Source organism: Lentzea sp. NPDC054927, assembly GCF_053610285.1.
Map to the genome: position 1 here is coordinate 107,740 of NZ_JBSGXZ010000024.1, position 21,928 is coordinate 129,667.

The 21,928-nt window shown below is 68.9% G+C and carries 23 protein-coding genes; 10 read left to right on the forward strand and 13 right to left on the reverse strand.

From position 1 onward, the window contains the following. Nucleotides 1-178: 178 nt before the first annotated feature. Nucleotides 179-460: a hypothetical protein gene (locus ACWGE0_RS27745; RefSeq protein WP_452263823.1), complete on the reverse strand. Its 282-nt coding sequence runs from the start codon at nucleotides 458-460 to the stop codon at nucleotides 179-181. A 234-nt stretch (nucleotides 461-694) separates the two neighbouring features. On the opposite strand from ACWGE0_RS27745, the gene lexA reads away from it, so the two are divergent. After that, a complete protein-coding gene (lexA, locus tag ACWGE0_RS27750) occupies nucleotides 695-1,372 on the forward strand; it encodes a transcriptional repressor LexA (RefSeq protein ID WP_452263845.1) in 678 nt (225 codons plus the stop codon). A gap of 15 nt (nucleotides 1,373-1,387) precedes the next feature. Here lexA and ACWGE0_RS27755 read toward each other — a convergent pair whose 3' ends face one another. Beyond that, a complete protein-coding gene (locus ACWGE0_RS27755; protein ID WP_452263824.1) occupies nucleotides 1,388-2,116 on the reverse strand; it encodes a helix-turn-helix domain-containing protein in 729 nt (242 codons plus the stop codon). A 108-nt stretch (nucleotides 2,117-2,224) separates the two neighbouring features. Here ACWGE0_RS27755 and ACWGE0_RS27760 point away from each other — a divergent pair, with 108 nt between their 5' ends. Continuing rightward, nucleotides 2,225-3,346 (forward strand): cytochrome P450, encoded by a 1,122-nt coding sequence (locus ACWGE0_RS27760; protein WP_452263825.1) that lies wholly within the window; start codon nucleotides 2,225-2,227, stop codon nucleotides 3,344-3,346. A gap of 16 nt (nucleotides 3,347-3,362) precedes the next feature. On the opposite strand, the gene ACWGE0_RS27765 is transcribed toward ACWGE0_RS27760, so the two are convergent. The 3 genes from ACWGE0_RS27765 to ACWGE0_RS27775 are packed head-to-tail and all read right to left on the reverse strand — an operon-like array spanning nucleotide 3,363 to nucleotide 6,299. Continuing rightward, complete coding sequence (locus ACWGE0_RS27765; protein ID WP_452263826.1) at nucleotides 3,363-4,316, reverse strand: hypothetical protein; 954 nt, start codon at nucleotides 4,314-4,316, stop codon at nucleotides 3,363-3,365. Next, nucleotides 4,313-5,773: a GTPase HflX gene (hflX, locus tag ACWGE0_RS27770; protein WP_452263827.1), complete on the reverse strand. Its 1,461-nt coding sequence runs from the start codon at nucleotides 5,771-5,773 to the stop codon at nucleotides 4,313-4,315. Before hflX ends, ACWGE0_RS27765 begins: the two co-directional genes overlap by 4 nt. A 25-nt stretch (nucleotides 5,774-5,798) precedes the next feature. After that, the gene (locus ACWGE0_RS27775; RefSeq protein WP_452263828.1) at nucleotides 5,799-6,299 is read right to left on the reverse strand and encodes an ArsR/SmtB family transcription factor; all 501 of its coding nucleotides are present in this window, start codon (nucleotides 6,297-6,299) and stop codon (nucleotides 5,799-5,801) included. Between the two features lie 55 nt (nucleotides 6,300-6,354). On the opposite strand from ACWGE0_RS27775, the gene ACWGE0_RS27780 reads away from it, so the two are divergent. Both ACWGE0_RS27780 and ACWGE0_RS27785 read left to right on the forward strand, forming a co-directional pair. After that, a complete protein-coding gene (locus ACWGE0_RS27780; protein WP_452263829.1) occupies nucleotides 6,355-7,596 on the forward strand; it encodes an MFS transporter in 1,242 nt (413 codons plus the stop codon). Then, nucleotides 7,589-8,485, forward strand: a complete 897-nt coding sequence (locus ACWGE0_RS27785; RefSeq protein ID WP_452263830.1) for an SMP-30/gluconolactonase/LRE family protein — start codon at nucleotides 7,589-7,591, stop codon at nucleotides 8,483-8,485. The genes ACWGE0_RS27780 and ACWGE0_RS27785 overlap by 8 nt, the downstream gene beginning before the upstream one ends. 30 nt (nucleotides 8,486-8,515) lie before the next feature. Here ACWGE0_RS27785 and dapF read toward each other — a convergent pair whose 3' ends face one another. Genes dapF through ACWGE0_RS27800 form a run of 3 tightly spaced genes read right to left on the reverse strand, consistent with a single transcriptional unit; the run spans nucleotide 8,516 to nucleotide 10,601 of the window. Further along, entirely contained in the window at nucleotides 8,516-9,337 is an 822-nt protein-coding gene (gene dapF, locus ACWGE0_RS27790) for a diaminopimelate epimerase (RefSeq protein ID WP_452263831.1), read from the reverse strand. Next, complete coding sequence (gene miaA / locus ACWGE0_RS27795; protein WP_452263832.1) at nucleotides 9,325-10,233, reverse strand: tRNA (adenosine(37)-N6)-dimethylallyltransferase MiaA; 909 nt, start codon at nucleotides 10,231-10,233, stop codon at nucleotides 9,325-9,327. The genes dapF and miaA overlap by 13 nt, the downstream gene beginning before the upstream one ends. Further along, the gene (locus ACWGE0_RS27800) at nucleotides 10,230-10,601 is read right to left on the reverse strand and encodes a hypothetical protein (RefSeq protein ID WP_452263833.1); all 372 of its coding nucleotides are present in this window, start codon (nucleotides 10,599-10,601) and stop codon (nucleotides 10,230-10,232) included. The genes miaA and ACWGE0_RS27800 overlap by 4 nt, the downstream gene beginning before the upstream one ends. A gap of 478 nt (nucleotides 10,602-11,079) precedes the next feature. Between ACWGE0_RS27800 and ACWGE0_RS27805 the strand changes: the two genes are divergently transcribed. Continuing rightward, on the forward strand, nucleotides 11,080-12,441 hold the full coding sequence (locus ACWGE0_RS27805) for a DUF349 domain-containing protein (protein ID WP_452263834.1): 1,362 nt from the start codon (nucleotides 11,080-11,082) through the stop codon (nucleotides 12,439-12,441). Nucleotides 12,442-12,495: 54 nt separating this feature from the next. Here ACWGE0_RS27805 and ACWGE0_RS27810 read toward each other — a convergent pair whose 3' ends face one another. From ACWGE0_RS27810 to miaB, 3 genes are read right to left on the reverse strand one after another with little or no spacing between them, the layout of a single operon-like run. After that, nucleotides 12,496-13,260, reverse strand: a complete 765-nt coding sequence (locus ACWGE0_RS27810; protein ID WP_452263835.1) for an RICIN domain-containing protein — start codon at nucleotides 13,258-13,260, stop codon at nucleotides 12,496-12,498. Nucleotides 13,261-13,317: 57 nt separating this feature from the next. Continuing rightward, nucleotides 13,318-13,785, reverse strand: coding sequence for an Rv2732c family membrane protein (locus ACWGE0_RS27815; protein ID WP_452263836.1), 468 nt, complete (start codon nucleotides 13,783-13,785; stop codon nucleotides 13,318-13,320). Beyond that, complete coding sequence (gene miaB, locus ACWGE0_RS27820; protein ID WP_452263837.1) at nucleotides 13,782-15,266, reverse strand: tRNA (N6-isopentenyl adenosine(37)-C2)-methylthiotransferase MiaB; 1,485 nt, start codon at nucleotides 15,264-15,266, stop codon at nucleotides 13,782-13,784. Before miaB ends, ACWGE0_RS27815 begins: the two co-directional genes overlap by 4 nt. Nucleotides 15,267-15,397: 131 nt before the next feature. On the opposite strand from miaB, the gene ACWGE0_RS27825 reads away from it, so the two are divergent. Next, a complete protein-coding gene (locus ACWGE0_RS27825; RefSeq protein ID WP_452263838.1) occupies nucleotides 15,398-16,312 on the forward strand; it encodes a TAXI family TRAP transporter solute-binding subunit in 915 nt (304 codons plus the stop codon). Nucleotides 16,313-16,319: 7 nt separating this feature from the next. On the opposite strand, the gene ACWGE0_RS27830 is transcribed toward ACWGE0_RS27825, so the two are convergent. Further along, nucleotides 16,320-17,705 (reverse strand): sensor histidine kinase, encoded by a 1,386-nt coding sequence (locus tag ACWGE0_RS27830; RefSeq protein ID WP_452263839.1) that lies wholly within the window; start codon nucleotides 17,703-17,705, stop codon nucleotides 16,320-16,322. A gap of 69 nt (nucleotides 17,706-17,774) precedes the next feature. Beyond that, on the reverse strand, nucleotides 17,775-18,449 hold the full coding sequence (locus ACWGE0_RS27835) for a response regulator transcription factor (protein WP_319964593.1): 675 nt from the start codon (nucleotides 18,447-18,449) through the stop codon (nucleotides 17,775-17,777). Nucleotides 18,450-18,609: 160 nt separating this feature from the next. On the opposite strand from ACWGE0_RS27835, the gene ACWGE0_RS27840 reads away from it, so the two are divergent. The 4 genes from ACWGE0_RS27840 to ACWGE0_RS27855 all read left to right on the forward strand — a co-directional run bounded on the left by ACWGE0_RS27840 (nucleotide 18,610) and on the right by ACWGE0_RS27855 (nucleotide 21,889). Further along, nucleotides 18,610-19,338, forward strand: a complete 729-nt coding sequence (locus ACWGE0_RS27840; RefSeq protein WP_319964722.1) for an amino acid ABC transporter ATP-binding protein — start codon at nucleotides 18,610-18,612, stop codon at nucleotides 19,336-19,338. Between the two features lie 40 nt (nucleotides 19,339-19,378). After that, a complete protein-coding gene (locus tag ACWGE0_RS27845; RefSeq protein WP_452263840.1) occupies nucleotides 19,379-20,272 on the forward strand; it encodes a glutamate ABC transporter substrate-binding protein in 894 nt (297 codons plus the stop codon). A gap of 79 nt (nucleotides 20,273-20,351) precedes the next feature. Next, nucleotides 20,352-20,999, forward strand: coding sequence for an amino acid ABC transporter permease (locus tag ACWGE0_RS27850; RefSeq protein WP_452263841.1), 648 nt, complete (start codon nucleotides 20,352-20,354; stop codon nucleotides 20,997-20,999). Beyond that, nucleotides 20,996-21,889, forward strand: a complete 894-nt coding sequence (locus tag ACWGE0_RS27855) for an amino acid ABC transporter permease (protein WP_452263842.1) — start codon at nucleotides 20,996-20,998, stop codon at nucleotides 21,887-21,889. Before ACWGE0_RS27850 ends, ACWGE0_RS27855 begins: the two co-directional genes overlap by 4 nt. The last annotated feature ends 39 nt before the right edge of the window (nucleotides 21,890-21,928 follow it).

Sequence of the window (21,928 nt, forward strand, 5' to 3'; positions counted from 1 at the left end):
TAGATGTAGGGGTAGAACCTAGATCGCAGCGGACGCCGACGCAACTCGACACGGCGCGTCGCGTGTCACTCTGTTGGAGGAACCGCGAGCGATCAGCGGTGATTACGCAACGACGCCCGCACATGACGGAGTGAACACGTCACGTCGGGCGTCGCAAACACAAGATGTAGGGGCAGGCCTACGGGGTGACCCCCGCCTGCTGTAGGTAGAGCACGCCGAGCGCGACCACCGTGAGTGCGCTCAGAACACCGACCGCGATGAGTTCGAACAGCGACTCGCGCTTCGGCCGGACCTCGCACGAGCTCGACTCGCGCGGCGCCGCCACGACGACCGGGCGCGGCCTGGTCGCCGGGCGCCTCGGCATGACGCGGGGACCCGAACGGAGTGGACGTCCCGCTGCGACGGCTGCGACCTCAGTGTCATCAACTACGCGCAACCGCTTCTCGACGAGCACCGCCATGACGCCCTCCATCGCAGGTCAAGTACCTTGATCGAACAGGGGTTCGATCGAACGTCCGTGCGAATTTCTACCACGGCGACCCGCCGGACGCCACAACACGCGCCCAAATACCTCGAACAGGTGTTTGATCTGTGCAGCAAACACGACTACCGTCGACCACGAAGATCGACGGAGGCCGGAATCCCATTCGAACTGGGGGCGGCGAGGAGGACAGCGACCGTGGCAGGCAAGACGATCGGCCCAGACCCCGCTCTTGTTGAGACAGAGGTAAGCGAGATCGCAGGTAATGCCGGCCTGACTTTGCGCCAGCGCAAGGTGCTCGACGTGATTCGCGACTGGGTCGACCGATTCGGCTATCCGCCGAGCGTGCGGGAGATCGGTGAGGCCGTCGGCCTCACGTCGACCTCCTCGGTCGCGTACCAGTTGCGCGCGCTGGAGCGGAAGGGTTTCCTGCGCCGCGACGCGAACCGCCCGCGAGCGGTGGGGATGCTGCCGTCCGAGATCGATCCCGGCCTCGACCCGATGTCCAAGCCGACGCCCGCGTACGTGCCGATGCTCGGCCGCATCGCCGCCGGTGGCCCGATCCTGGCGGAGGAGTCGATCGAGGACGTGTTCCCGTTGCCGCGCGAGATCGTCGGCGAGGGCGAGCTGTTCCTGCTGCGCGTCGTCGGTGACTCGATGATCGACGCCGCGATCACCGACGGCGACTGGGTCGTGATCCGCAAGCAGCCCACCGCGGACCAGGGCGAGATCGTCGCCGCCATGATCGACGGCGAGGCGACCGTGAAGACGTTCAAGCGCAAGGACGGGCACGTGTGGCTGATGCCGCACAACACGGCCTACCAGCCGATCAACGGCGACGAGGCCACCATCCTCGGCAAGGTCGTCACCGTGCTGCGGCGCCTGCCGTAGTTCTCCTCACCAGTTCTAGCTCTCTCCCCTGGCTCGCTTCTTCTTCTCGAAGAAGTCCAGCCACTTCTGCCGCGTGGACTCCATGTCCACGACGACGAAGCTGAAGAACTGACCCATGTCCTTGAGGCGTGCACCCACTGGGGTGTCGAGACCGAAGATCTCGGCACCGTCCAGTGCGGTGTGCGCCCAGGTCGAGTTGCGCTGGGCGCTGGACAGCCACGCGCGGTACCAGATCTCGTCGTCGAGGAAGTACCGCATGCGTTTGCCGTCGCGCTCGGCGCGCAACAGGTCCAACTGCTGCAGGTGAGTCGTCGACCGCGAGATCGTGCCGGGACTGACCGACAACCGCAGCACCAGCTCGGTCGCGGACAGACTGCCCTTGTCGGTCATGAAGATCTCGGCGAGGATCCGCGCCGCCGTGCGCGTCAGCCCGGTCTGCACGAACACCGCGACCAGCCTCAGGTGGAACTCCTGCACCTGTCCCGGGCTGCGGTCGAACGAGTACGCCTCGTCGTCGACGTCGAGATCGTCCGCCGCGGGCATCCGGCGCATCGCCCGCTCGCTCGCCGCCCGGTGCGCGGCGGCCGGCCGGTAATTGTTGTGGCCCCCGTTGCGCACCACTTCCCGCTGGATCGTGGACGCCGGCCTTTGCAACCGCCTCCCGATTTCGGAGTACCCCAGCCCGTCCCACACCCACTGGGCGATGAGCTGCCGTTCCTCTTCATCTAGCCGCTTACCAGGCACAACCTCATGGTGCCTTGCGCCTCAGGCCATTGCAATGAGTCTTTTGACTTCGTCCGCAAACGTTCTTAGCTTGCAGGTAGGGGAAAGACCTCGTTGCAAGGGGGAGCAATGCCACTCAGCCCGATGACGTTCCCGGACGGGCACGCCGGCTGGCGAGCACACGACCACGCCACCGTGCGGGCCGTGCTCGCGGACCACCGCTTCAGCATCCGGCCGGACCTGATGCACAACCCGTTCGGTCCCGGCAGCCCCGGCGACGCGCCGCCGTCACCACCCGGCGCGTTCACCGACCACGACCCGCCGGACCACACCCGCTACCGCGGCAAGCTCACCGGTCAGTTCACCGTCCGCCGGATGCGCCTGCTCGCCGAGCGGCTCGAAGCGATCACCGCCGACCACCTCGACGAGCTGGCGGCGCAGGGATCGCCGGCGGACCTGGTCGCGCACTTCGCGGTGCCGGTCCCAGGCTTGATGATCTGCGAACTGCTGGGCGTCCCGTACGAGCGCCGCACGGACTTCCAGCAGGACGCCATGCTGCTGACCGGCGCCAGCGGCGCGGGAGCGGACGAGGCGGCGGAGATGTTCGCCGCGTTCGAACGGCTGCAGCGGTTCATGCTGGAAATGGTCGCGGCGAAGCGCCTGCAGCCGACCGACGACCTGCTCAGCGACCTCGTCAACGCCAATTCGTCGTCGGGAAGCGACCTGACCGATGACGAGATGGCCGCGATGGGCATGGCGTTGCTCGGCGGCGGCCTCGACACGACCACGAACATGCTGTCGCTCGGCACGCTGGAACTCATGCGCTCGCCGGAGCGGGTGGACGCGATGCTGGCGAATCCCGACGCAGCCGTCGAAGAGCTCCTGCGCTACATCAGCCTGACGCCGGCGACGGCGCGCACCGCGTTGGAGGACGCAGAGATCGACGGCACCCTCGTGCGCGCGGGTGACACCGTGTTCGTCGAGCTGGGTTCGGCCAACCGCGACCCGGCGCGCTACGCCGACCCCGACGTCCTCGACCTGGCGCGCGGGGCGGCCGGCCATCTCGCGTTCGGCCACGGCATCCACCAGTGCATCGGGCAGCACCTGGCCCGGATCGAGCTGAAGATCGCCTTTCCGGGCCTCTTCACCCGGTTCCCCAAGCTGCGTCTCGCCGTCCCCGAGAACGAACTGCCGCACCGGGCGAGCCTGGTGATCGGCGGCCTGGAACGCATGCCCGTCGCCTGGGACTGACCGCCCGAACCCGCGGTCAGGCGCGGCGGCGGAAGCGGAGGCCGATGACGAGGGCGGCGATGAGGACGAGGCCGCCCAGGGTCAGGGCCAGTGGCCAGTTCTGCCACGAGGAGCTCGGCGAGTCCGACGGCGACGACTGCGGTTGGTCGGCCGCGGGTGGAGGCGTGGTTGTCGTCGGCGCGGGTGGCTGGGCCAGGGCGGCGGCGCCTGCCACGGAACGGATCGGGGTGCCGGCGCCTTCGGAGGCGGAGAGCAGGGTGCCGTCCGGGTCGAAGGCGATGGCCTCGCCCTGGGGTTCGTTCGGCAGGGGGACGCGGACCGGGTCGCCGGCGAAGGCCTTGGAGATGTCGCCGTCCGGGACCGGGTAGAGGTAGGCGTCGGTGTAGGTGCGCAGGGCGATGACGGAGCCGTCGGACATCGAGGCGGCGCCGGTCACCAGGCGTGAGTCGAGGGTGCCTTCGAGCGGGCCGCCCGGGGTGTCCGTCGTCGACAGGGACACGCGGGCCACCTGCTCCAACGGGACTGATACATCGGTTCGGAGTGCGGCCGTGGGGCGGTATACCAGTGCGGAACCCAGGGGTTCCTTGGTGATGATGTACGGGATACCGGCCTTGTCGATGAGCAGGGCTTCGGCGTCGTGTTTGCCGTCCGGGTACGTCACGCGGTACCGCTCCACGGCGCCCGTTGGTGAGACCTTGTGCAGGGCGACCGTGGTGCGGGACTTGTTGTTGTCGCCGGTGTCGGAGGCCCAGAGGGTGCCGTCCGGCGTCATCGCGAGGTCTTCGACGTCGTAGGGGTCCACGGGCGCGGTGATCGTGCGCGTCACCACGCAGTCGCGGCCCATGACCTGGATGCGCAGCGTGCCGTTGTCGCTGTCGCTGACGGCGAAGAACTGCTTGCCGTCGGACGTGAGCCCGGAGAGCTCCTGCATGGCTACCGGGCACACGTCCACCGGTGGAGGCGGGATCAAGCAGGCGTTCCGTTCGTCGCGAACTCCTCGAGCACGCCGGCGAGGTCCGGGCGCACTCGGGCGCTGAGCAGCGTGCCCGACTCCGTGTGCTTCTCGGACAGCACTTCGCCGTCGCGGTGCACGCGGGCGACCACCTCGCCGCGCGCGTACGGCACGAGAGCCTCGACCACCACTTCGGGACGTGGCATCAGCTCGGCGATGCGGACCCGCAGTTCCTCGATGCCGAGGCCCGAGTGCGCCGACACGAACGACGCGTCCGGGAACAGGTGCCGCAGCCGGGCCAGGCCCAGGTCGCCCACGGCGTCGATCTTGTTCACGACCAGCAGCTCGCGCGGCATCGCCGCGCCGGTCTTCTCGTTGATCTCGGAGATGACCTCGCGCACGGCACTGACCTGCTTCTCCGGCATGGCGTCGGAGCCGTCGACCACGTGCACGAGCAGGTCGGCCTGGCCGACCTCCTCCAGCGTGGAGCGGAACGCCTCGACCAGCTGGTGCGGCAGGTGCCGGACGAAGCCGACCGTGTCCGTCAGCGTGTACGCCAGGCCCTCCGGCGTCTCCGCGCGGCGCGTCGTCGGGTCGAGGGTGGCGAACAGCGCGTCCTCCACCAGGACACCGGCGCCCGTCAGCGCGTTGAGCAGCGACGACTTGCCCGCGTTCGTGTAGCCCGCGATGGCGACGCTCGGGATCTCGTTCGCCGTGCGGCGGCCCCGCTTAGTCTCGCGGACGACGCCGATCGCGGCGATCTCGCGGCGCAGCTTGGCGATGCGCGCACGGATCCGGCGGCGGTCGGTCTCGATCTTGGTCTCACCGGGACCGCGCAGACCCACACCGCCGTTGCCGCCACCGGCACGACCACCGGCCTGCCGCGACAACGACTCACCCCAGCCGCGCAGACGCGGCATCAGGTACTGCAGCTGGGCCAGCTCGACCTGCGCCTTGCCCTCCTTGGACTGCGCGTGCTGCGCGAAGATGTCCAGGATGAGCGCGGTGCGGTCGACGACCTTGACCTTGAGCTTCTCCTCCAGCTGACGCAGCTGGCCTGGCGAGAGCTCACCGTCGCAGATCACGGTGTCGGCACCCGTCGACTGCACGACGTCGCGCAGCTCGGAGACCTTGCCGGAGCCGATGTACGTCGCGGCGTCCGGCTTGTCGCGCCGCTGCACCACGCCTTCGAGCACCTCGGAACCCGCGGTCTCGGCGAGGCGGGCGAGTTCGGCCATCGACGCGTCTGAATCCGCCGCCGTGCCCTCGGTCCACACCCCGACGAGCACGACCCGCTCCAGGCGGAGCTGCCGGTACTCGACCTCGGTGATGTCCTCGAGCTCGGTCGACAACCCGGCGACGCGACGCAGTGCGGCGCGTTCGACGCGTTCGTAGTCGCCCGTCGAGAAGTCTTCCTCTTCCCACGTCGAGTCGAACTCGGGGTCGAACTCTGTGCTCTGGATGTTTTCCGTCATTTGCCCTTCATCGTCCCACGGACAGTTAGTCCCCCGGATACACCGCGAGGTAGATCGCCACACGGGGAACATCCGGCTTGACCGGTTGCGCGGCCAGCTCATCCAACAACGACGCGAGCCGCTGCTTTAGTTCCTCCGGGTCGACGGTGACGACCAGGCGGCTCTGATCCACGTGTTCGAGCCCGATGTCGGCAACCTCGCCGAGGAAAGCGTGCAGCATCGCCTCACCCACGGCGACCACATTTTCGCTGTTGTCGAGCTGCCACGACAGCCCTGTCGACCGATAGGGGATTTCTTTCGCGCCCCGGTTGCCCGCGCGCGCCGGCATCGCCTCCAGGAATCCCGCGGCGACCAGCTTGCGGACGTGGTGCAGCGTCGTGGCCGGATCCTTGCCGAGCCGCTGCGCCAGCTCCTTGTTGGTCAGCGGGCGGTCGAACGTCATGCGGATCATCCGCAGCCGCAGGTCAGAGCTGAGGGCCGCGGCTTCGTCCCTGGTCGCGGGACGTCGGTCCCGGGAGAGCGTCACGGGACCCAGTCTAAGTGATTGACAGCTTCCAATCACTCAGCGCAGACTTCTCGGCATGGCGCTTTGGGGGCACCCCGACTTCCGCAGGCTCTGGATCGGCGACACGATCAGCCAGTTCGGCGCGAACGTGGGCATGACAGTGGTCCCGCTGCTCGCGGCGGGTGTGCTCAACGCGACACCGTTCGAGATGGGTCTGCTGTCGGCGGCGAGCATGATGGCGTTCCTGCTGATCGGCCTGCCCGCGGGCGTGTGGGTGGACCGGATGCGGCGCAAACCGCTGATGATCGCGATGGACGTCGCTCGCGCCGCTCTGCTGCTGAGCGTGCCCGTCGCGTGGTGGTTCGGCCTGCTCGGACTGCCGCAGCTGATCGTGGTGAGTCTCGCGGTGGGCGTGTGCACGGTGTTCTTCGACGTCGCCTACCAGTCCTACCTGCCCTCACTGGTCGGTCGCGGCCAGCTCGTCGAGGGCAACTCGAAGCTGCAGGCCAGCCTCGCGGTCGCGGAGGTGTCCGGGCCCGCGATCGGTGGTTACGCGGCCCAGTTCCTCGGCGCGGCCAACGGTGTCCTCGCGACCGGGGTGGGCTACCTGAGCTCGGCGTTCTTCCTGTTCCGGATCAGGACCGTCGAACCGGCACCGGAACGCCACCCCGACCCGCACCTGCGCCGCGAGATCGCGGAGGGACTGCGGTTCGTCTTCAGCAACGTCACCCTGCGCATGATCGTGGCCACCACCGGCACGTCGAACTTCTTCCACGGCATCCAGAACGCCGTGTTCATCCTCTTCCTGCTGAACACCGTGGGGCTGAGCGAAGGAACCGCCGGCCTGCTGCTCAGCTCGGGAGGTGTCGGTGGCGTGCTCGGAGCGGCGTTCGCCTACCGGATCGGCAAACTGGTCGGACAGGCCAGGATGATCTGGCTCATCCCGCTGCTGACCTGGCCGTTCACCCTGACGTTGCCGTTCGTGTCCGACGGCTGGGGCCTCGTGCTGCCGATGGCTGGTTCCGCGGTGAGCGTGTTCGGCATCGTCGTCTACAACATCGGCCAGGTGAGCTATCGGCAGGCGATCTGCCCCGACCACCTGCTGGGCCGGATGAACGCCTCGATCCGCTGGGTGGTGTGGGGGTCGACGCCGCTGGGCGCGCTGCTGGGCGGCGGGCTCGGCACGTGGATCGGGATCGTGCCGACGCTGTGGATCGCGCTCGCCGGCTCCGTCGGCGGGATGGTGTGGGTCCTGCTCTCACCGTTGCGGTCTATGCGGGACCTGCCGACCACGTCTAGCGTCGAGGCCCATGGCTGACACCACGGTGCTGCGGGACGGTCTTCACTTCGGCGAGGGACCGCGACGCGGCCCCGACGGCCGCCTCTACTACTCCGACTTCTACGCGGGAGAGGTCCACGCCCTCGACCTCGCGACAGGCGAGGACGAACTCGTCGTCGCCTTCGACGGCCAGCCCTCGGGCCTCGGCTGGCTGCCCGACGGAAGCCTCCTCGTCGTCTCGATGCTCGACCGCTCGGTGCGCAGGCTCGAGGGTGACGACGCAGGAAGCAAAGAGCTGGTGATGCACGCCGATATATCGGATATCGCGACGTTCCACGCCAACGACATGCTCGTCGACGGCGAGGGCCGCGCGTACGTCGGCAACTTCGGCTTCGACCTGCACGGCCTCATCACCGAAGTCGGGATCGCGCGGCTGCTGGAGCCGGACTTCGAACCGCAGGGCGCCGCACTCGCCCTCGTCCAGCCCGACGGCTCCGTCAGCGTCGCGGCCGAGGACCTCAAGTTCCCGAACGGCATGGCCCTGCTGCCCGACCCGACGGGCGAGTCGGAGAGCGGCACCATCCTCGTCGTCGCCGAGACCGTTGCATTCCACCTCACTTCGTTTTCGATCGACCGCAACGGATCGTTGCAAAACCGCAGGGTGTGGGCCGATGTGAAGGAGTTCGGCATCGCGCCGGACGGGATCGCCGGGGACGGCGACGGGGTGTGGGTGGCGGCGGCGTTGCAGCCCGCGGCGTTCCGGGTGACCGAGGGCGGCAAGATCACGCACCGGGTCGAGACGACGCAGACGTGCTTCGCCGTCGCGGTCGTCGGCGACAAGCTCGTCTGCCTGACGGCGCCGGATTCGCACCCGGACGTCGTCAAGCCCGAGAAGCTCGGGAAGATCGAGGTCTACGACCTGAACTGATATATCGGATCCGATATATCAGTCAGGGAACTAGGCGAGGGCGTCCCACCAGGACTTGTCGAGCTCGCCGCGCGCGACGAGCACGGCGGGCCCGGTGAGCGTCGACGTCGTCGGATCGATGGTGACGAACACCTGGCCGCCGAGGACGTCGACGGTCGCCGAGCCGGTGGTCCTGCCCTGGCCGGCGAGCCAGGACGCGACGGACGCGACGGTGCCGGTGCCGCAGGAGCGGGTCTCGCCGACGCCGCGCTCGTAGACGCGCATCTTCAGAGCGCCCCCGCGCGGACCGTCGGCTTCCAGGACGTTGATCAGTTCGACGTTGACGCCGTGCGGGAAGAACACCGGGTCGAAGCCGGGCGGCACGGTCAGGTCGAAACTGTCGACCGGGACGTCGGTGACGCACGCCAGGTGCGGGTTGCCGACGTCGATCGCGAAGCCGCCGATGCCGTGGCCGTCGACCGCCGCGATGGACGTGCCGGTCATGCGGGCGGGGCCCATGTCGTTGGTGACGGAGCCGTCCGGGTGCGTGGTGACGGTGCGGTCGCCCGCGCGGGTGCCGACGACGAACGTGCCCTGCGGCTGGTGCCCGGCGTCGACGAGGTAGCGGGCGAAGACGCGCAGGCCGTTGCCGCACATCTCGGCGATGGAACCGTCGGCGTTGCGGTAGTCCATGAACCACTTGGCGTCGGACGCCGGTTCGGAGCGCACGACGCGCAACACGCCGTCCGCGCCCAGGCCGCGCTGCCGGTCGCACAGCGCCTGGACGCGCGCCACCGTCAGGTCCAGCTGGTCATCGAGGTCGGGCAGGATGACGAAGTCGTTCTCCGTGCCGTGCCCCTTCACGAACTCCACGGGACCAGATTACCGGCGGCTTCCAAAAGATCCGGCCGAGCACCGTCCAGCCAGGTGATGCGCTGGTCACGCCGGAACCACGACCGCTGCCTGCGCACGAACCGGCGGGTGGCGCGTTTGGTCTCCTCCGCGGCGAAGTCGATCGTGCACGCTCCGTCCATTGCGGACAGCACCTGCTGGTAGCCCAGCGCGCGAGAAGCCGTCTTGCCCTCGCGCAGGCCGAGCCGGACCAGGGCGCGCACCTCGTCCTCCAAACCGGAACCGAACATCACGTCCACGCGCAGGTCGACGCGTGCGTCCAGTTCGGACACCTCGCGGTCGACGCCGATCTGGACGGTGTCGTAGCGCGCGGGGCCGGGCTTGGGGAGGTTCGCGGAGAACGGTTGCCCGGTCAGCTCGATGACCTCCAGCGCGCGCACGATGCGGCGGCCGTTGGACGGCAGGATCGCGATCGCGGCGGCCGGGTCGAGCTCCTGCAGGCGCCGGTGCAACGCCTCCGGGCCTACCGACGCCAGCTCCGCCTCGAAGCGCTCGCGCACGGCGTCGTCGGTGCCGGGGAACTTCAGGTCGTCGAGCACCGCCTGTACGTACAAACCCGAACCACCAACGAGGATCGGCGGCCGCCCGTCCGCGAGCAGGCGTTCGATGACGGCACGCGTTTCGCGCTGATAGGCCGCCACCGACGCGGTCTCGGTGACGGAGAGGACGTCGAGCAGGTGGTGCGGGATCCCGCGGCGTTCGGCGAGAGTCATCTTGGCCGTGCCGATGTCCATGCCGCGGTAAAGCTGCATGGCGTCGGCGTTGACGACCTCTCCCCCGAACCGTTCGGCGAGCGCGACGGCCAGGTCGGACTTGCCGGTCGCGGTGGGTCCGACAACAGCGATGGGGGTGATCACGGGCGCTCCCAGAGGGCGACGTGGTAGCCCACGCCGAAAGGTGCGAAGAACTCGGCGCCGGTGCCGCGCCACGGTCCGGGCACGCCGGCGAGGACCTGCCACGCCGCGCGGCCCTGCGCACCCAGCTCACGGGCGAGTTCGGGGTCGATGCCGAGCAGGCCGTCCACGTCGGCGGTGGCCAGCAGGGAGTGCACGTGCTCATCGAACGGCCCCGAACGCTCGTCGTTCGAGCCCGGCGAGCGAATGCCGTGCCGCGTCGAACCGTCGCCGAGAATCAGCAGCCCGGCGGACTCGTCCGCGAGTTGTTGTCCAAACGAGACACATTCCGAAGGAGCCAGGTCAGGCGGTACGAGTTCAACGCGTGACACCTCGACTCCGCAGTGTTCCCGCAGCCACGCGGTGATTAGCACAGGCAACGGAATTCGGGGGGCTGGAGGCAGGTCACCGCCGAGTGACACAGGTACATCCACACCAAAACCGAGAAAAGTTCCCGACAACGGTGGCACAACGGTGGCCGGCCCGCAGGCGTCGACCGCCACCGCGATCCACGGACCGGGCAGTTTTCCTGCCGCCGCAAGGGTTGCGGCGCGCACGGGCTCGGTTTCGGCGGCGGCTCCCGCGACCAGTTCTGGGACCAGAAGAGGTGGGTGGGGCACCACCGCGGCACGGGTGATCACGACGAACGAGGCTACCTATCGTGGACTCCCAGTACCGAGTCGAGCTCTGACCTGTTTGAATGCGCGCGGGGAACTGGGGACGGGAGACCCTCCAGCGCCCGTATTGCATCGGCCCCGCCGCGGCGGGGCGCCCGTGGCAGGCACGGGCGTCAGATGGGAGGAACCGGCGATGTCGGAGCAGGACAGCACACCGGAGGCAGTGGTCGAAGCCGCCCCAGCAGAGGGTGCTGTGGAGGTCGCAGCCGAGGCTGGAGTCGAGGAGACGCCGAAGGAAACCGCGGCGCACGCGACGCCTCCGGCCGTCCCCGTGGCGTCGGACCACCCTGACCGCTGGGGGCGCGTCGACGCCGACGGCACCGTGTACGTGAAGACCGAGGACGGCGAGCGTGCCGTCGGGTCGTGGCAGGCAGGCGAGCCGGTCGAGGGCCTCGCGCACTTCGCCCGCCGGTTCGACGACCTGCGCACCGAGGTCGAGCTGCTGGTGTCGCGCCTGAAGACCGGCGCCGGCGACCCGAAGCACGCCATGACCAGCGCGAAGCACGTCAAGGAGCAGCTCGCCGAGGCCGCCGTGGTGGGCGACCTGAAGGCGCTGGCCGCCCGCGTCGAGCACGTGCTGGTGCAGGCCGAGGCCGGCATGGAGAAGGCGAAGGAGGCCAAGGAGGCCGCCCGCGCCCAGTCCGTCGCCCGCAAGCAGACGCTCGTCGAAGAGGCCGAGTCGATCGCCAACGAGTCGACCCAGTGGAAGGTCGCCGGCGACCGCCTGCGCCAGATCCTCGACGAGTGGAAGACGATCCGCGGCGTCGACCGCAAGACCGACGAGCAGCTGTGGCGCCGGTTCTCGAAGGCGCGCGACGCGTTCAACCGCCGTCGCGGCTCGCACTTCGCGGACCTCGACCGGCAGCGTTCGGTGGCGAAGACCTCCAAGCAGGCGCTCGTCGAAGAGGCCGAGAAGCTGGTCGACTCCGACGACTGGGGCCCCACGGCCGGTCGCTACAAGGAGCTCATGGTCGAGTGGAAGGCCGCCGGGCGTGCGCCCAAGGAGGCCGACGACGCGCTGTGGCAGCGTTTCCGCGCCGCCCAGGACGCGTTCTTCCAGAAGCGCTCCGAGGCGTTCAGCGAGCGGGACGCCGAGTTCACGGCGAACGCGAAGCTGAAGGAGGAGCTGCTCGCCGAGGCCGAGGCGATCGACCCGTCGAGCGACCTCGAGTCGGCGCGCAACCAGCTCTACAAGATCCAGGAGCGCTGGGACGCGATCGGCAAGGTGCCGCGCGAGCGCATCCGCGAGCTCGAGGGCAAGCTGCGCACGATCGAGGAGAGGGTCCGCGGCGCGGTCGACGCGCAGTGGCGTCGCTCCGACCCCGAGGCCGAGGCCCGCGTGGCGCAGTTCCGCGAGCGCGTGGAGCAGTTCGAGGCGCAGGCCGCGAAGGCTCGTGCCGCGGGCGACAAGCGCCGCACGGAGCAGGCCGAGGCGCAGGCCGCGCAGTGGCGCGAGTGGCTCGCCGCCGCTGAGCAGGCGCTGGCGACCCGCTAGTTCGTGACGCACCGAGGGTCCCTCTCCCGCGCGGGAGAGGGACCCTCGGGCGTTTCAGCGGGAGATCTGCCAGCGTTGCGCGGGACCGTCCTGGCAGGCGGTCACGACGACCGAGGTGCCGAACGGCGGCGAGGCGTCGCCCGGCCCCAGGCACTCCCCCGAGACGGCACTGGCGGCCTGGCCGGGGTTCCTGGCGCGCCACAGCTGGTGGGTGCGCTCCCACGAGCAGTCGGCGAGCCGCATCGACTCACCGCGGGCGGCCGCGCCGGTACCCGTCTCAAGGCACAGGCCTTTGCTGGTGTTGCGAAAGCGGAAGAGGTCCGGTGTGGCGCTGGAGAACTCGCGCACCCAGCTCCGTTGGACGTCCGCCTCGTACGCGCCCTCCGCCTTCCTTGCGACCAGGAGGGCGTCGAGAGTGACCCCGGTGGTGTCGACCACCTCGCCGCTGTTCCCGGCGGTCAGCAGGTAGCCAGGCCCGTCGTCGGCCGGTTTCGGCGCGGGCGCGGGCGGCTGGGGGACCGGGCTGGGCGGCTTCGTGGTCGCGGCCTGCACCGCGGTGGTGGTCGTCGCCGGTGGCGCTGACGACGGAGACGGCGGTGTGGTCGACGTGGTCGCCGGGCCAGGGGCGGGCGGGTCGTCGACGCGGGTGCCGGCGATGAACACCGCCGCCAGCACGACGGCTCCGAGGGCCACGCCGCCGACCGCCATCACCGAACGCCTGCGCGGCGAGTGGAAGGTGACGTTGCCGTGCACCTCCCCCGCCATGAAGGACGTGCCGTTGTTCTCGCCGGACATGCTGTTGGACGTCTCGTCCGCCATTCCACGGGACCTCGACTCACCGTTTGAGAGGAAATGGAGCCGAGACCGTACTACGGATCAGAGCTGCGGCGGGCGGGAAGCCGCGATCCTGACCCACTTCACCAGCAGGACGATCACCGCGAGCACCGCGATGATCAGGCCGATGCCGGGACCGGGGCCGATCGTCTTGTTGCTCGTGGTCGTCTGCTGCGTCCAGATCGACAGCACGCCCGTCACCGAGCCCGCGAACAGGCCCAGCGCGCACACCCACGCGAGCCCCCAGCGGCGCACCGCGAGCGTGACGCCGGAACCGAGCACGCCGACGCCGAGCGCGATGAACGAGAACAGCCGCGGCACGAAGCTCGTCGAGTCGCCCAGCAGGACGTTCAGGCCCGTCTTGTCCCCCACCCACGGCAGGATCAGCGACACCAGCAACGCCAGCACGGCGATCGAGATCGTCAGCGCTCCGGTGCCGGGGTCGATGCGCTTGGCCGCCTGCTGTTCCACGGCGTCGATCTCCTTGCGCAGGAAGTCCTCGTCGCTCACTGGGCGGCGCACCCGGACACAGCGGCGGGCAGCGGGGCGGGCGCGCCGAAAGCGGGCAGACCCAGGCCGACGCCGGCGGTCTTGGGCTTGATGCCCGCCGCCGACCTGTCACCGGCCTTGGTGCGGCGCCACGTCAGCGGGTCGCCGTCCGCGACGAGGTAGTGCGGGGCCGCGTAGGTCACGACGGTCTCGACGACGTCGCCGGGACGCGGAACCGTGGCGCCGGGCGTGAAGTGCACCAGGCGCCCGTCGCGGGAACGGCCGCTCATGCGGTGCGTCTCGGCGTCGCGCTTGCCCTCACCGGTGGCGACGAGGACCTCGACGGTGCGGCCGACCTGCTCGACGTTCAACGAGTGGGTCATCTCGTTCTGCAGCGTCACGAGCCGCTCGAACCGTTCCTGCACGACGGACTTGGGCAGCTGGTCCGGCAGGTCCGCGGCGGGCGTGCCGGGGCGCTTGGAGTACTGGAACGTGAAGGCGGAGGAGAACCTGGCCTGGCGCACCACGTCCAGCGTGCCCTGGAAGTCCTCCTCGGTCTCACCGGGGAAGCCCACGATGATGTCGGTGGTGATCGCGGCGTCCGGCATGGCGGCACGGACCTTGTCGATGATGCCGAGGTACTTCTCGGTGCGGTACGACCGGCGCATCGCCTTGAGCAGCCGGTCCGAACCGGACTGCAGCGGCATGTGCAGGCTGTGGCACACGTTCGGCGTCTCGGCCATGGCGGCGATGACGTCGTCGGTGAAGTCCTTGGGGTGCGGCGATGTGAACCGCACGCGCTCGAGGCCGTCGATGCCGCCACACGCCCGCAGCAGCTTGCCGAACGCGAACCTGTCGCCGAACTCGACGCCGTAGGAGTTGACGTTCTGGCCCAGCAGCGTCACCTCCAGCACACCCTCGTCCACGAGCGTCTGGACCTCGGCGAGCACGTCGCCGGGACGGCGGTCCTTCTCCTTGCCGCGCAACGACGGCACGATGCAGAACGTGCAGGTGTTGTTGCAGCCCACCGAGATCGACACCCAGCCCGAGTAGGCGGAGTCGCGCGCGGCCGGCAGCGACGACGGGAACGTCTCCAGCGCCTCGAGGATCTCGACCTGCGCCTCGGAGTTGTGGCGCGCGCGTTCGAGCAGCACCGGCAGCGAACCGATGTTGTGCGTGCCGAACACGACGTCGACCCACGGGGCGCGGCGGACGATCTCGCTGCGGTCCTTCTGGGCGAGGCAGCCGCCGACGGCGATCTGCATGCCGGGCCTCTCCGCCTTCTGCGGGGCGAGGTGGCCGAGCGTGCCGTACAGCTTGTTGTCGGCGTTCTCGCGGACCGCGCAGGTGTTGAAGACGACGACGTCGGCCTGCTCGTCCTCGGTGGCCCGCTCGTAGCCCGCGCCTTCCAGCAGACCGGCGAGCCGCTCGGAGTCGTGCACGTTCATCTGACACCCGAACGTGCGGATCTGGAAGCTTCTGCGAACCTGCGCGGTACTCACGCCCAACACGATAAACCCTGGTCAGTGGCCCAATGTGCGCGGACTGCGGAAACCCGGGCCCATCCGCACGTTGACCAGGCAGGACCTTCGTCGGGTGCAAGCGCGGACCACCCCCGTGGCACGATGCGGTGGTGCTGGGACGAGTACATGCCGCCGTGAGCCTGCTGACCGCCGCAACGGTCCTGACGGGCTGTAGCAGCACGGTGTCGGACATCAAGATCACGATGGCCACGGGCAGCGAGGTCGGCGTCTACTACTCGCTCGGCAACGGCCTGGCGGACATCTGGAGCGGGCGGCTCGGCATCGTGCGGCCCCAGGTCGTCCGCACGGACGGGTCCAAGGACAACGTCACCCGGCTCGTCAACGACCAGGCCCAGGTCGGCTTCTCCCAGGCGGACGCGGTCGAAGGCGTCGAGGGTGCCTCCCGGTTGCGTGCGCTGGCCCGCATGCACGACGACTACCTGCAGGTGATCGTTCGCGCCGACGTGCCGGTGACGAAGCTGCGCGAGCTGTCGGGACTGCGGGTGTCGATCGGCGCGACCGGATCGGGCGTGGAGATCATCGCGAGCCGGCTGCTGCGGTCCGAGAACGTCACGCCGCAGGCCGTGAACCTCGGTCTCGACGACTCCGCCCAGGCGATGCAGGAGGGCAGGATCGACGCGTTCTTCTGGTCGGGCGGCCTGCCGACGAGCAAGATCACCGACCTCGCCAAGGGGCTCGGCGTGCGGATGCTCGACCTGAAGGACGAGCTGCCGAAGTTCCGTCAGCAGTACCCGGTGTACGGGTCGGCGACGCTGCCCGCCTCCATCTACAACCTGCAGTCCGGCCCGGTCATCACCCTCGTCGTGCGCAACTTCCTGCTCGTCCGCGAGGAGATGCCCGACGACGTGGCCGAGGCGCTCGTGCGGCAGCTGTTCGAGGGGCAGCCCGATCTGGTGAAGGCGCACTCGGCGGCACGCACGATCGAACAGCGGTCGGCGATCGAGACGTCACCGGTACCGCTGCATCCCGGCGCGATGCGCTACTACCGCGAAGCCAAGGTCTAACAACGGTCTAGGCGGCGGGCAGCTCGATCACGACCTTCAACCCGCCGTCCTCCGGCGATTCGAGGCGGACGTTGCCGTCGACGCGCTCGACGACCAGCCGCACGATCGAGAGCCCGAGCCCGGATCCCGGCACGTTCTGGTGCGCCGGACTCCGCCAGAACCGGTCCGTCGCGCGTTCGAGCTCGTCGGCCTGCAGACCAGGCCCGTGGTCCGCGACCGAGAGCCTGATGACCTCGCCGATCTTGCGGGCGTCGACGACGATCAGGGTGCCCTCCGGCGTGAACTTCAGGGCGTTGTCCAGCAGCGCGTCGAGGATCGTCTCGATGCCGCGCGGCGGCGCGAGGGCCATGCCGACGCGCTCCCCGTCGAGCACCAGGTGGACCTCTTTCGAGGCCGCCGCTGCCTGCCACGCCGACAGCCGCGCGGCCACGGACTTGTCGACGTCCACCGGCACCGGGTCCACGGAGCTCGACTCTGCTCTCGCCATGGCGAGCAGCTCGTCGAGGATCCGGTTCAGCCGGTCGGTCTCGCTCAACGCCTCGACCTGGTGCACCTCGGCCTCGGCGTCGACGTGACCCTCCAGGTTGGACAGACGGAGTTTCAAGGCGGTCAACGGATTGCGCAGCTGGTGTGAGGCGTCGGCGACGAAGGCCCGTTGCGCGGCAAGAACATCGCCCACGTTCGCGGCCATCTGGTCGAACGACCGCGAGAGCTGCCGCAGTTCCGGCGGTCCGCTGTCCGCGCCCACCGGCGGCACCGGCCGGCCCGACACCACGGCCGCGAGGAGCTTGCCCGTCGCGTCGTCCAGGGCCTGCACCGGCCGCAACGTCCAGCGCACCACCGGCAACGCCAGCAGCACCGCCAGAGCCAGCACCAGCAGCGACGCCGCGAGCAGCAGCCCCCACCAGGCCAGCACCTCGAAGCGGGTCTTGGACGTCGGCGAGAACGTGATCACCGCGCCGCGCACCTCGCCGTCGACCAGGATCGGTTCGGCGAGCACCACCTTCGTCTCGCTCCACGGCATGAACAACGGCGGCGCGACCGGCAGCCGCCCGGCCAGGGCCTTGCTGACCAGGTCCTGCACCCCGCTGTCACCGAGCGCGAGGTCGTTGCGCGACGCCACCATCGCGACGGTCGGCGCGTCGCGGGCCACCACCGCCACGCCGATGTCGTAGAGCTCGTCGTAGCGCTCCAGCTCCGGCCGCAGCAGGTCCGGCTTGTCGTCGATCAACGGCCGCTGCGCCAGCGAGGCGAACCGGCTGGTGTCGGTGAGCCGGTCGAGGAACATCTCCTGCTGCTCAGCGGCCGCCACGCCACGGCCCAGCGGCACGCCCAGACCGACGAGCACCAGCACGATCAGGGCGAGCACCACGCCCAGCAGTCGGGACCTCACCGCCCGTCACCCCACCCGGCCGCGACACGCCGACCGAAGATCACCCGACAAAAGATCACCCAATTGAGATCACACCTGCCCCAGCCGGTATCCGACACCGCGCACGGTCTCCAGCAGCGCGGGCCGGCCAAGCTTGGTGCGCAACGTCGCGACGTGCACGTCCAGTGTCCTGTTGGCACCCGACCAGGTCCGTCCCCACACCTCGGCCAGGATGCGCTCCCGCGTGCACACCGCGCCACCCGCCGCCATCACCAGCGCGAGCACCTGGAACTCCTTGCGGGACAGCGCGACCGACTCCCCCGCGACGGTGACCTCGTGCCGCCCCAGGTCGACCCGCACGTCACCGGTCTCGAACACCTCCGTGGACACCGCGCCCACCCCGACCGGGTCGGCGCCGCGGCGACGCCGGACGGCGTGCACGCGGGCGACGAGTTCGCCCACGTCGTAGGGCTTGACCAGGTAGTCGTCGGCCCCGGCGTGCAGGCCGAGGATCCGGTCGTCGATCTCCCCCCGCGCCGACACGACGATGATCGCGACGTCCGAGGCGGCCCGGATGGCACGGCACAGCGTCACGCCGTCCATGTCGGGCAGACCGAGGTCGAGCAGCACCACGTCGACGCCGGCGAGGCGGTCGAGCGTGCCGCGGCCCGTCGCCTGCCGGTCGACGTGGAAACCCCGTCTGGTCAGGGCTGGGACCAAGGCCTCTGCGACCCTGTCGTCGTCCTCGACGAGCAGCACGCGCACTTTCGCTACCTCCCGGGCAACCGATGTCTGCCTGTGACAGAGTTGAGACCCTAAGTCTTGCTCAATGTCCTGGACTGGTGTGGTGGCGGACACCTAGGTTTCCGCCAACGCCGACGACCCCCAAATGGAGGACTGGATGACTGCCGCCTCTGCCCCGCCGATGATTCGTGTGGCGGGTGTGGACAAGTTCTTCGGCCCGTTGCACGTGCTCAAGAACGTGCAGCTGGAAGTGCCGAAGGGGCAGGTCGTGGTCGTGCTGGGGCCGTCGGGTTCCGGTAAGTCGACCCTGTGCCGGACCATCAACCGCCTCGAGCCGATTGATTCCGGTGTCATCGAGGTCGACGGGCAGCCACTTCCCGCCGAAGGAAAGGAACTGGCCCGCCTGCGCGCCGATGTCGGCATGGTGTTCCAGTCCTTCAACCTTTTCGCGCACAAAACCATCGTCGAGAACGTGATGCTCGCTCCGACGAAGGTGCGCAAGACCCCCGCGGCCGACGCCCGCAAGACCGCGATGGAACTGCTGGAGCGGGTCGGGATCGCCAACCAGGCGGAGAAGTTCCCGGCACAACTGTCCGGTGGGCAGCAGCAGCGTGCGGCGATCGCCCGCGCGCTCGCGATGAAGCCCAAGGTGATGCTGTTCGACGAGCCCACGTCGGCGCTCGACCCGGAGATGGTCCAGGAGGTCCTGGACGTCATGACGGGTCTCGCGAAGGACGGCATGACGATGCTGGTCGTCACGCACGAGATGGGTTTCGCCCGCAAGGCCGCGGACCGGGTCATCTTCATGTCCGACGGCGAGGTCGTCGAGGATTCCACTCCGGAAGAGTTCTTCTCGGCCCCGAAGTCCAACCGCGCGAAGGACTTCCTTGGCAAGATCCTGACTCACTAGTAGTCAGCCCAACTTTCGAACGAATGGCAGGAGAAGGACGATGAGGGTTCGCACCCTTGCGGCGGTGCTGCTGACGGGCGCACTGGCCCTGACCGCGTGTGGCAAGGAGGGCACCCCGACCGACCAGGGCGCGCCCGCCGGCCTGTTCGAGGTCGCCAAGGACGTCAAGGTCGACGGCTCGCCCACGTTCGAGAAGATCAAGGCGCGCGGCGAGCTCATCGTCGGTGTCAAGGAAGACCAGCCGGGCCTCGGTTACAAGGACCCGACGACGAACAAGTACAGCGGCTTCGACATCGACATCGCGCGCCTGGTCGCCGCGAAGCTGGGCTTCGACCCCGAGACGAAGATCCAGTTCAAGACGATCCAGTCGGCCGCCCGCGAGCAGGCGCTGATCAACGGTGACGTCGACTACTACGTCGGCACCTACACGATCAACGCCGGTCGCAAGGAGAAGGTCGGCTTCGCCGGACCGTACTTCGTCGCCGGCCAGGACCTGCTGATCAAGGCCGACAACACCACGATCACCGGCAAGGAGACCCTCAAGGGCAAGAAGGTGTGCTCGGTGACCGGCTCCACGCCGGCCAAGCGCATCAAGGAGGAGGGCCTGACCGAGGCGGCCAACGTCATCGAGTTCCAGGGCTACTCGCAGTGCGTCACCAAGCTCCTCGACGGTGAGGTCGACGCGGTCACCACCGACGACGCGATCCTCAAGGGCTACGCGGCGGCCGAGCAGGGCAAGCTGAAGGTCGTCGGCAAGACGTTCTCCAGCGAGCCGTACGGCATCGGCGTGCCCAAGGAGGACAAGGCGCTGCGCGACAAGCTGAACGACGTCCTGCAGTCCGCGCTCGACGACGGCACCTGGCAGAAGATCTACGACAACTCGCTGGGCAAGTCCGGTTCGTCCGCGGAGAAGCCGAAGATCGACCGCTACTGACGGTCTCTCACGTGGCCGGTGGATCCCACGTGGGTCCACCGGCCGTTCCTTTTGACGGCGGACGACGGCAAGGAAACCGATGAGCGTCCTCACCAACCACCTACCGCTCTTCCTGGACCTGTTCTGGAAGACACTCCAACTCTTCGCGATCTCCGCGGTGCTGTCGCTGGTGCTGGGCACGATCCTGGCCGCGCTGCGGGTCAGCCCGGTCCCGGTGTTCCGGGGCATCGGCACGACGTACGTCACGGTCGTGCGCAACACGCCGCTGACGCTCGTCTTCGTGTTCTTCGTCTTCGCGTACCCGCTGCTGGACGTGCTGAAGATCAGCAACTACACCGCGGCGGTGGTCGCGTTGTCGCTCTACACCGCGGCTTTCGTCTGCGAGGTCGTCCGCTCGGGCATCAACACCGTGCCGGTCGGCCAGGCGGAGGCGTCCCGCGCCCTGGGTCTCACGTTCACGCAGATGCTGGGCAACATCGTGCTGCCGCAGGCGTTGCGCTCGGTCGTGCCGCCCATGACGAGCACCATGATCGCGTTGCTGAAGAACACGACCGTCGCCTCGGGCTTCGGCGTCGTCCAGGCGGGCAACATCCGCGAACTGCTGTCGGAGCAGGGTGAGAACGTCCTGTTCGGACTCCTGTGGGTGGCGCTCGGGTTCGTCATCCTGGTCATGCCGCTGACGTACGCGCAGCAGCTCTTCGAGAAGCGGTGGAGTGTGGCCCGATGAGCATGGTGCTGTTCGACGTCCCCGGCCCGAAGGCCCGCACACGTCACAAGATGATGGCCGTCATCGGCATCGCGGCGGTGCTCGCGGGCGTGGTGTACGCGGTGATGCGCTTCATCGCCACGGACCAGTTCTCCTCCCGCAGGCTCGACTGGATCAACTACAAGCAGATCCAGCTCTCCCTGGTCGAGGCGATCGGCAACACGCTCAGCGCGTTCGCCGCCGGTGCGATCCTCGCGCTCACGTTCGGTGCGCTCTTCGCAGCCGCCCGGCTGTCGGACCACGCGTGGGTGCGCGCTCCCGCGGCCGTGATCGTCGAGATCTTCCGCGCGATCCCGCTCGTGATCATGATGTTCTTCTTCTACTACGGCCTTCCCGTGGCCGGCGTGAAGCTGACCGCGTTCACGGCTGTCGTGCTGAGCCTCATGCTCTACAACGGCTCGGTGCTCGCCGAGATCTTCCGCGCGGGCATCAACTCGTTGCCGAAGGGGCAGAGCGAGGCGGCGTACGCGCTGGGCATGCGCAAGACGCAGGTGATGACGTTCGTGCTGCTGCCGCAGGCGTTGCGGGCGATGCTGCCGACCATCATCAGCCAGCTCGTCGTGCTGCTGAAGGACACCGCGCTGGGCTTCCTCATCACCTACGAGGAGCTGCTGAGGTGGGGTACCCGCATCGGTGGTGACGCGCCCAGCTTCGGCCGTCCGATGATCTCGGTGATGATCGTGGTCGCCCTGATCTACATCGGACTGTGCCTGCTGCTCTCGTGGCTCGCGACGTACCTCGAGAAGCGCAACCGCCGCAACAAGAAGGTCATCAAGACCGACGACGACGCCGCCGGGCAGGTCCAGCTCGGCCACGCGTCGACCGCGGTCGGCGGTGGAGTCACCGTCTGACAACCGGTTCCGGCGAGCGGGGCGTGTCCACATCGGACA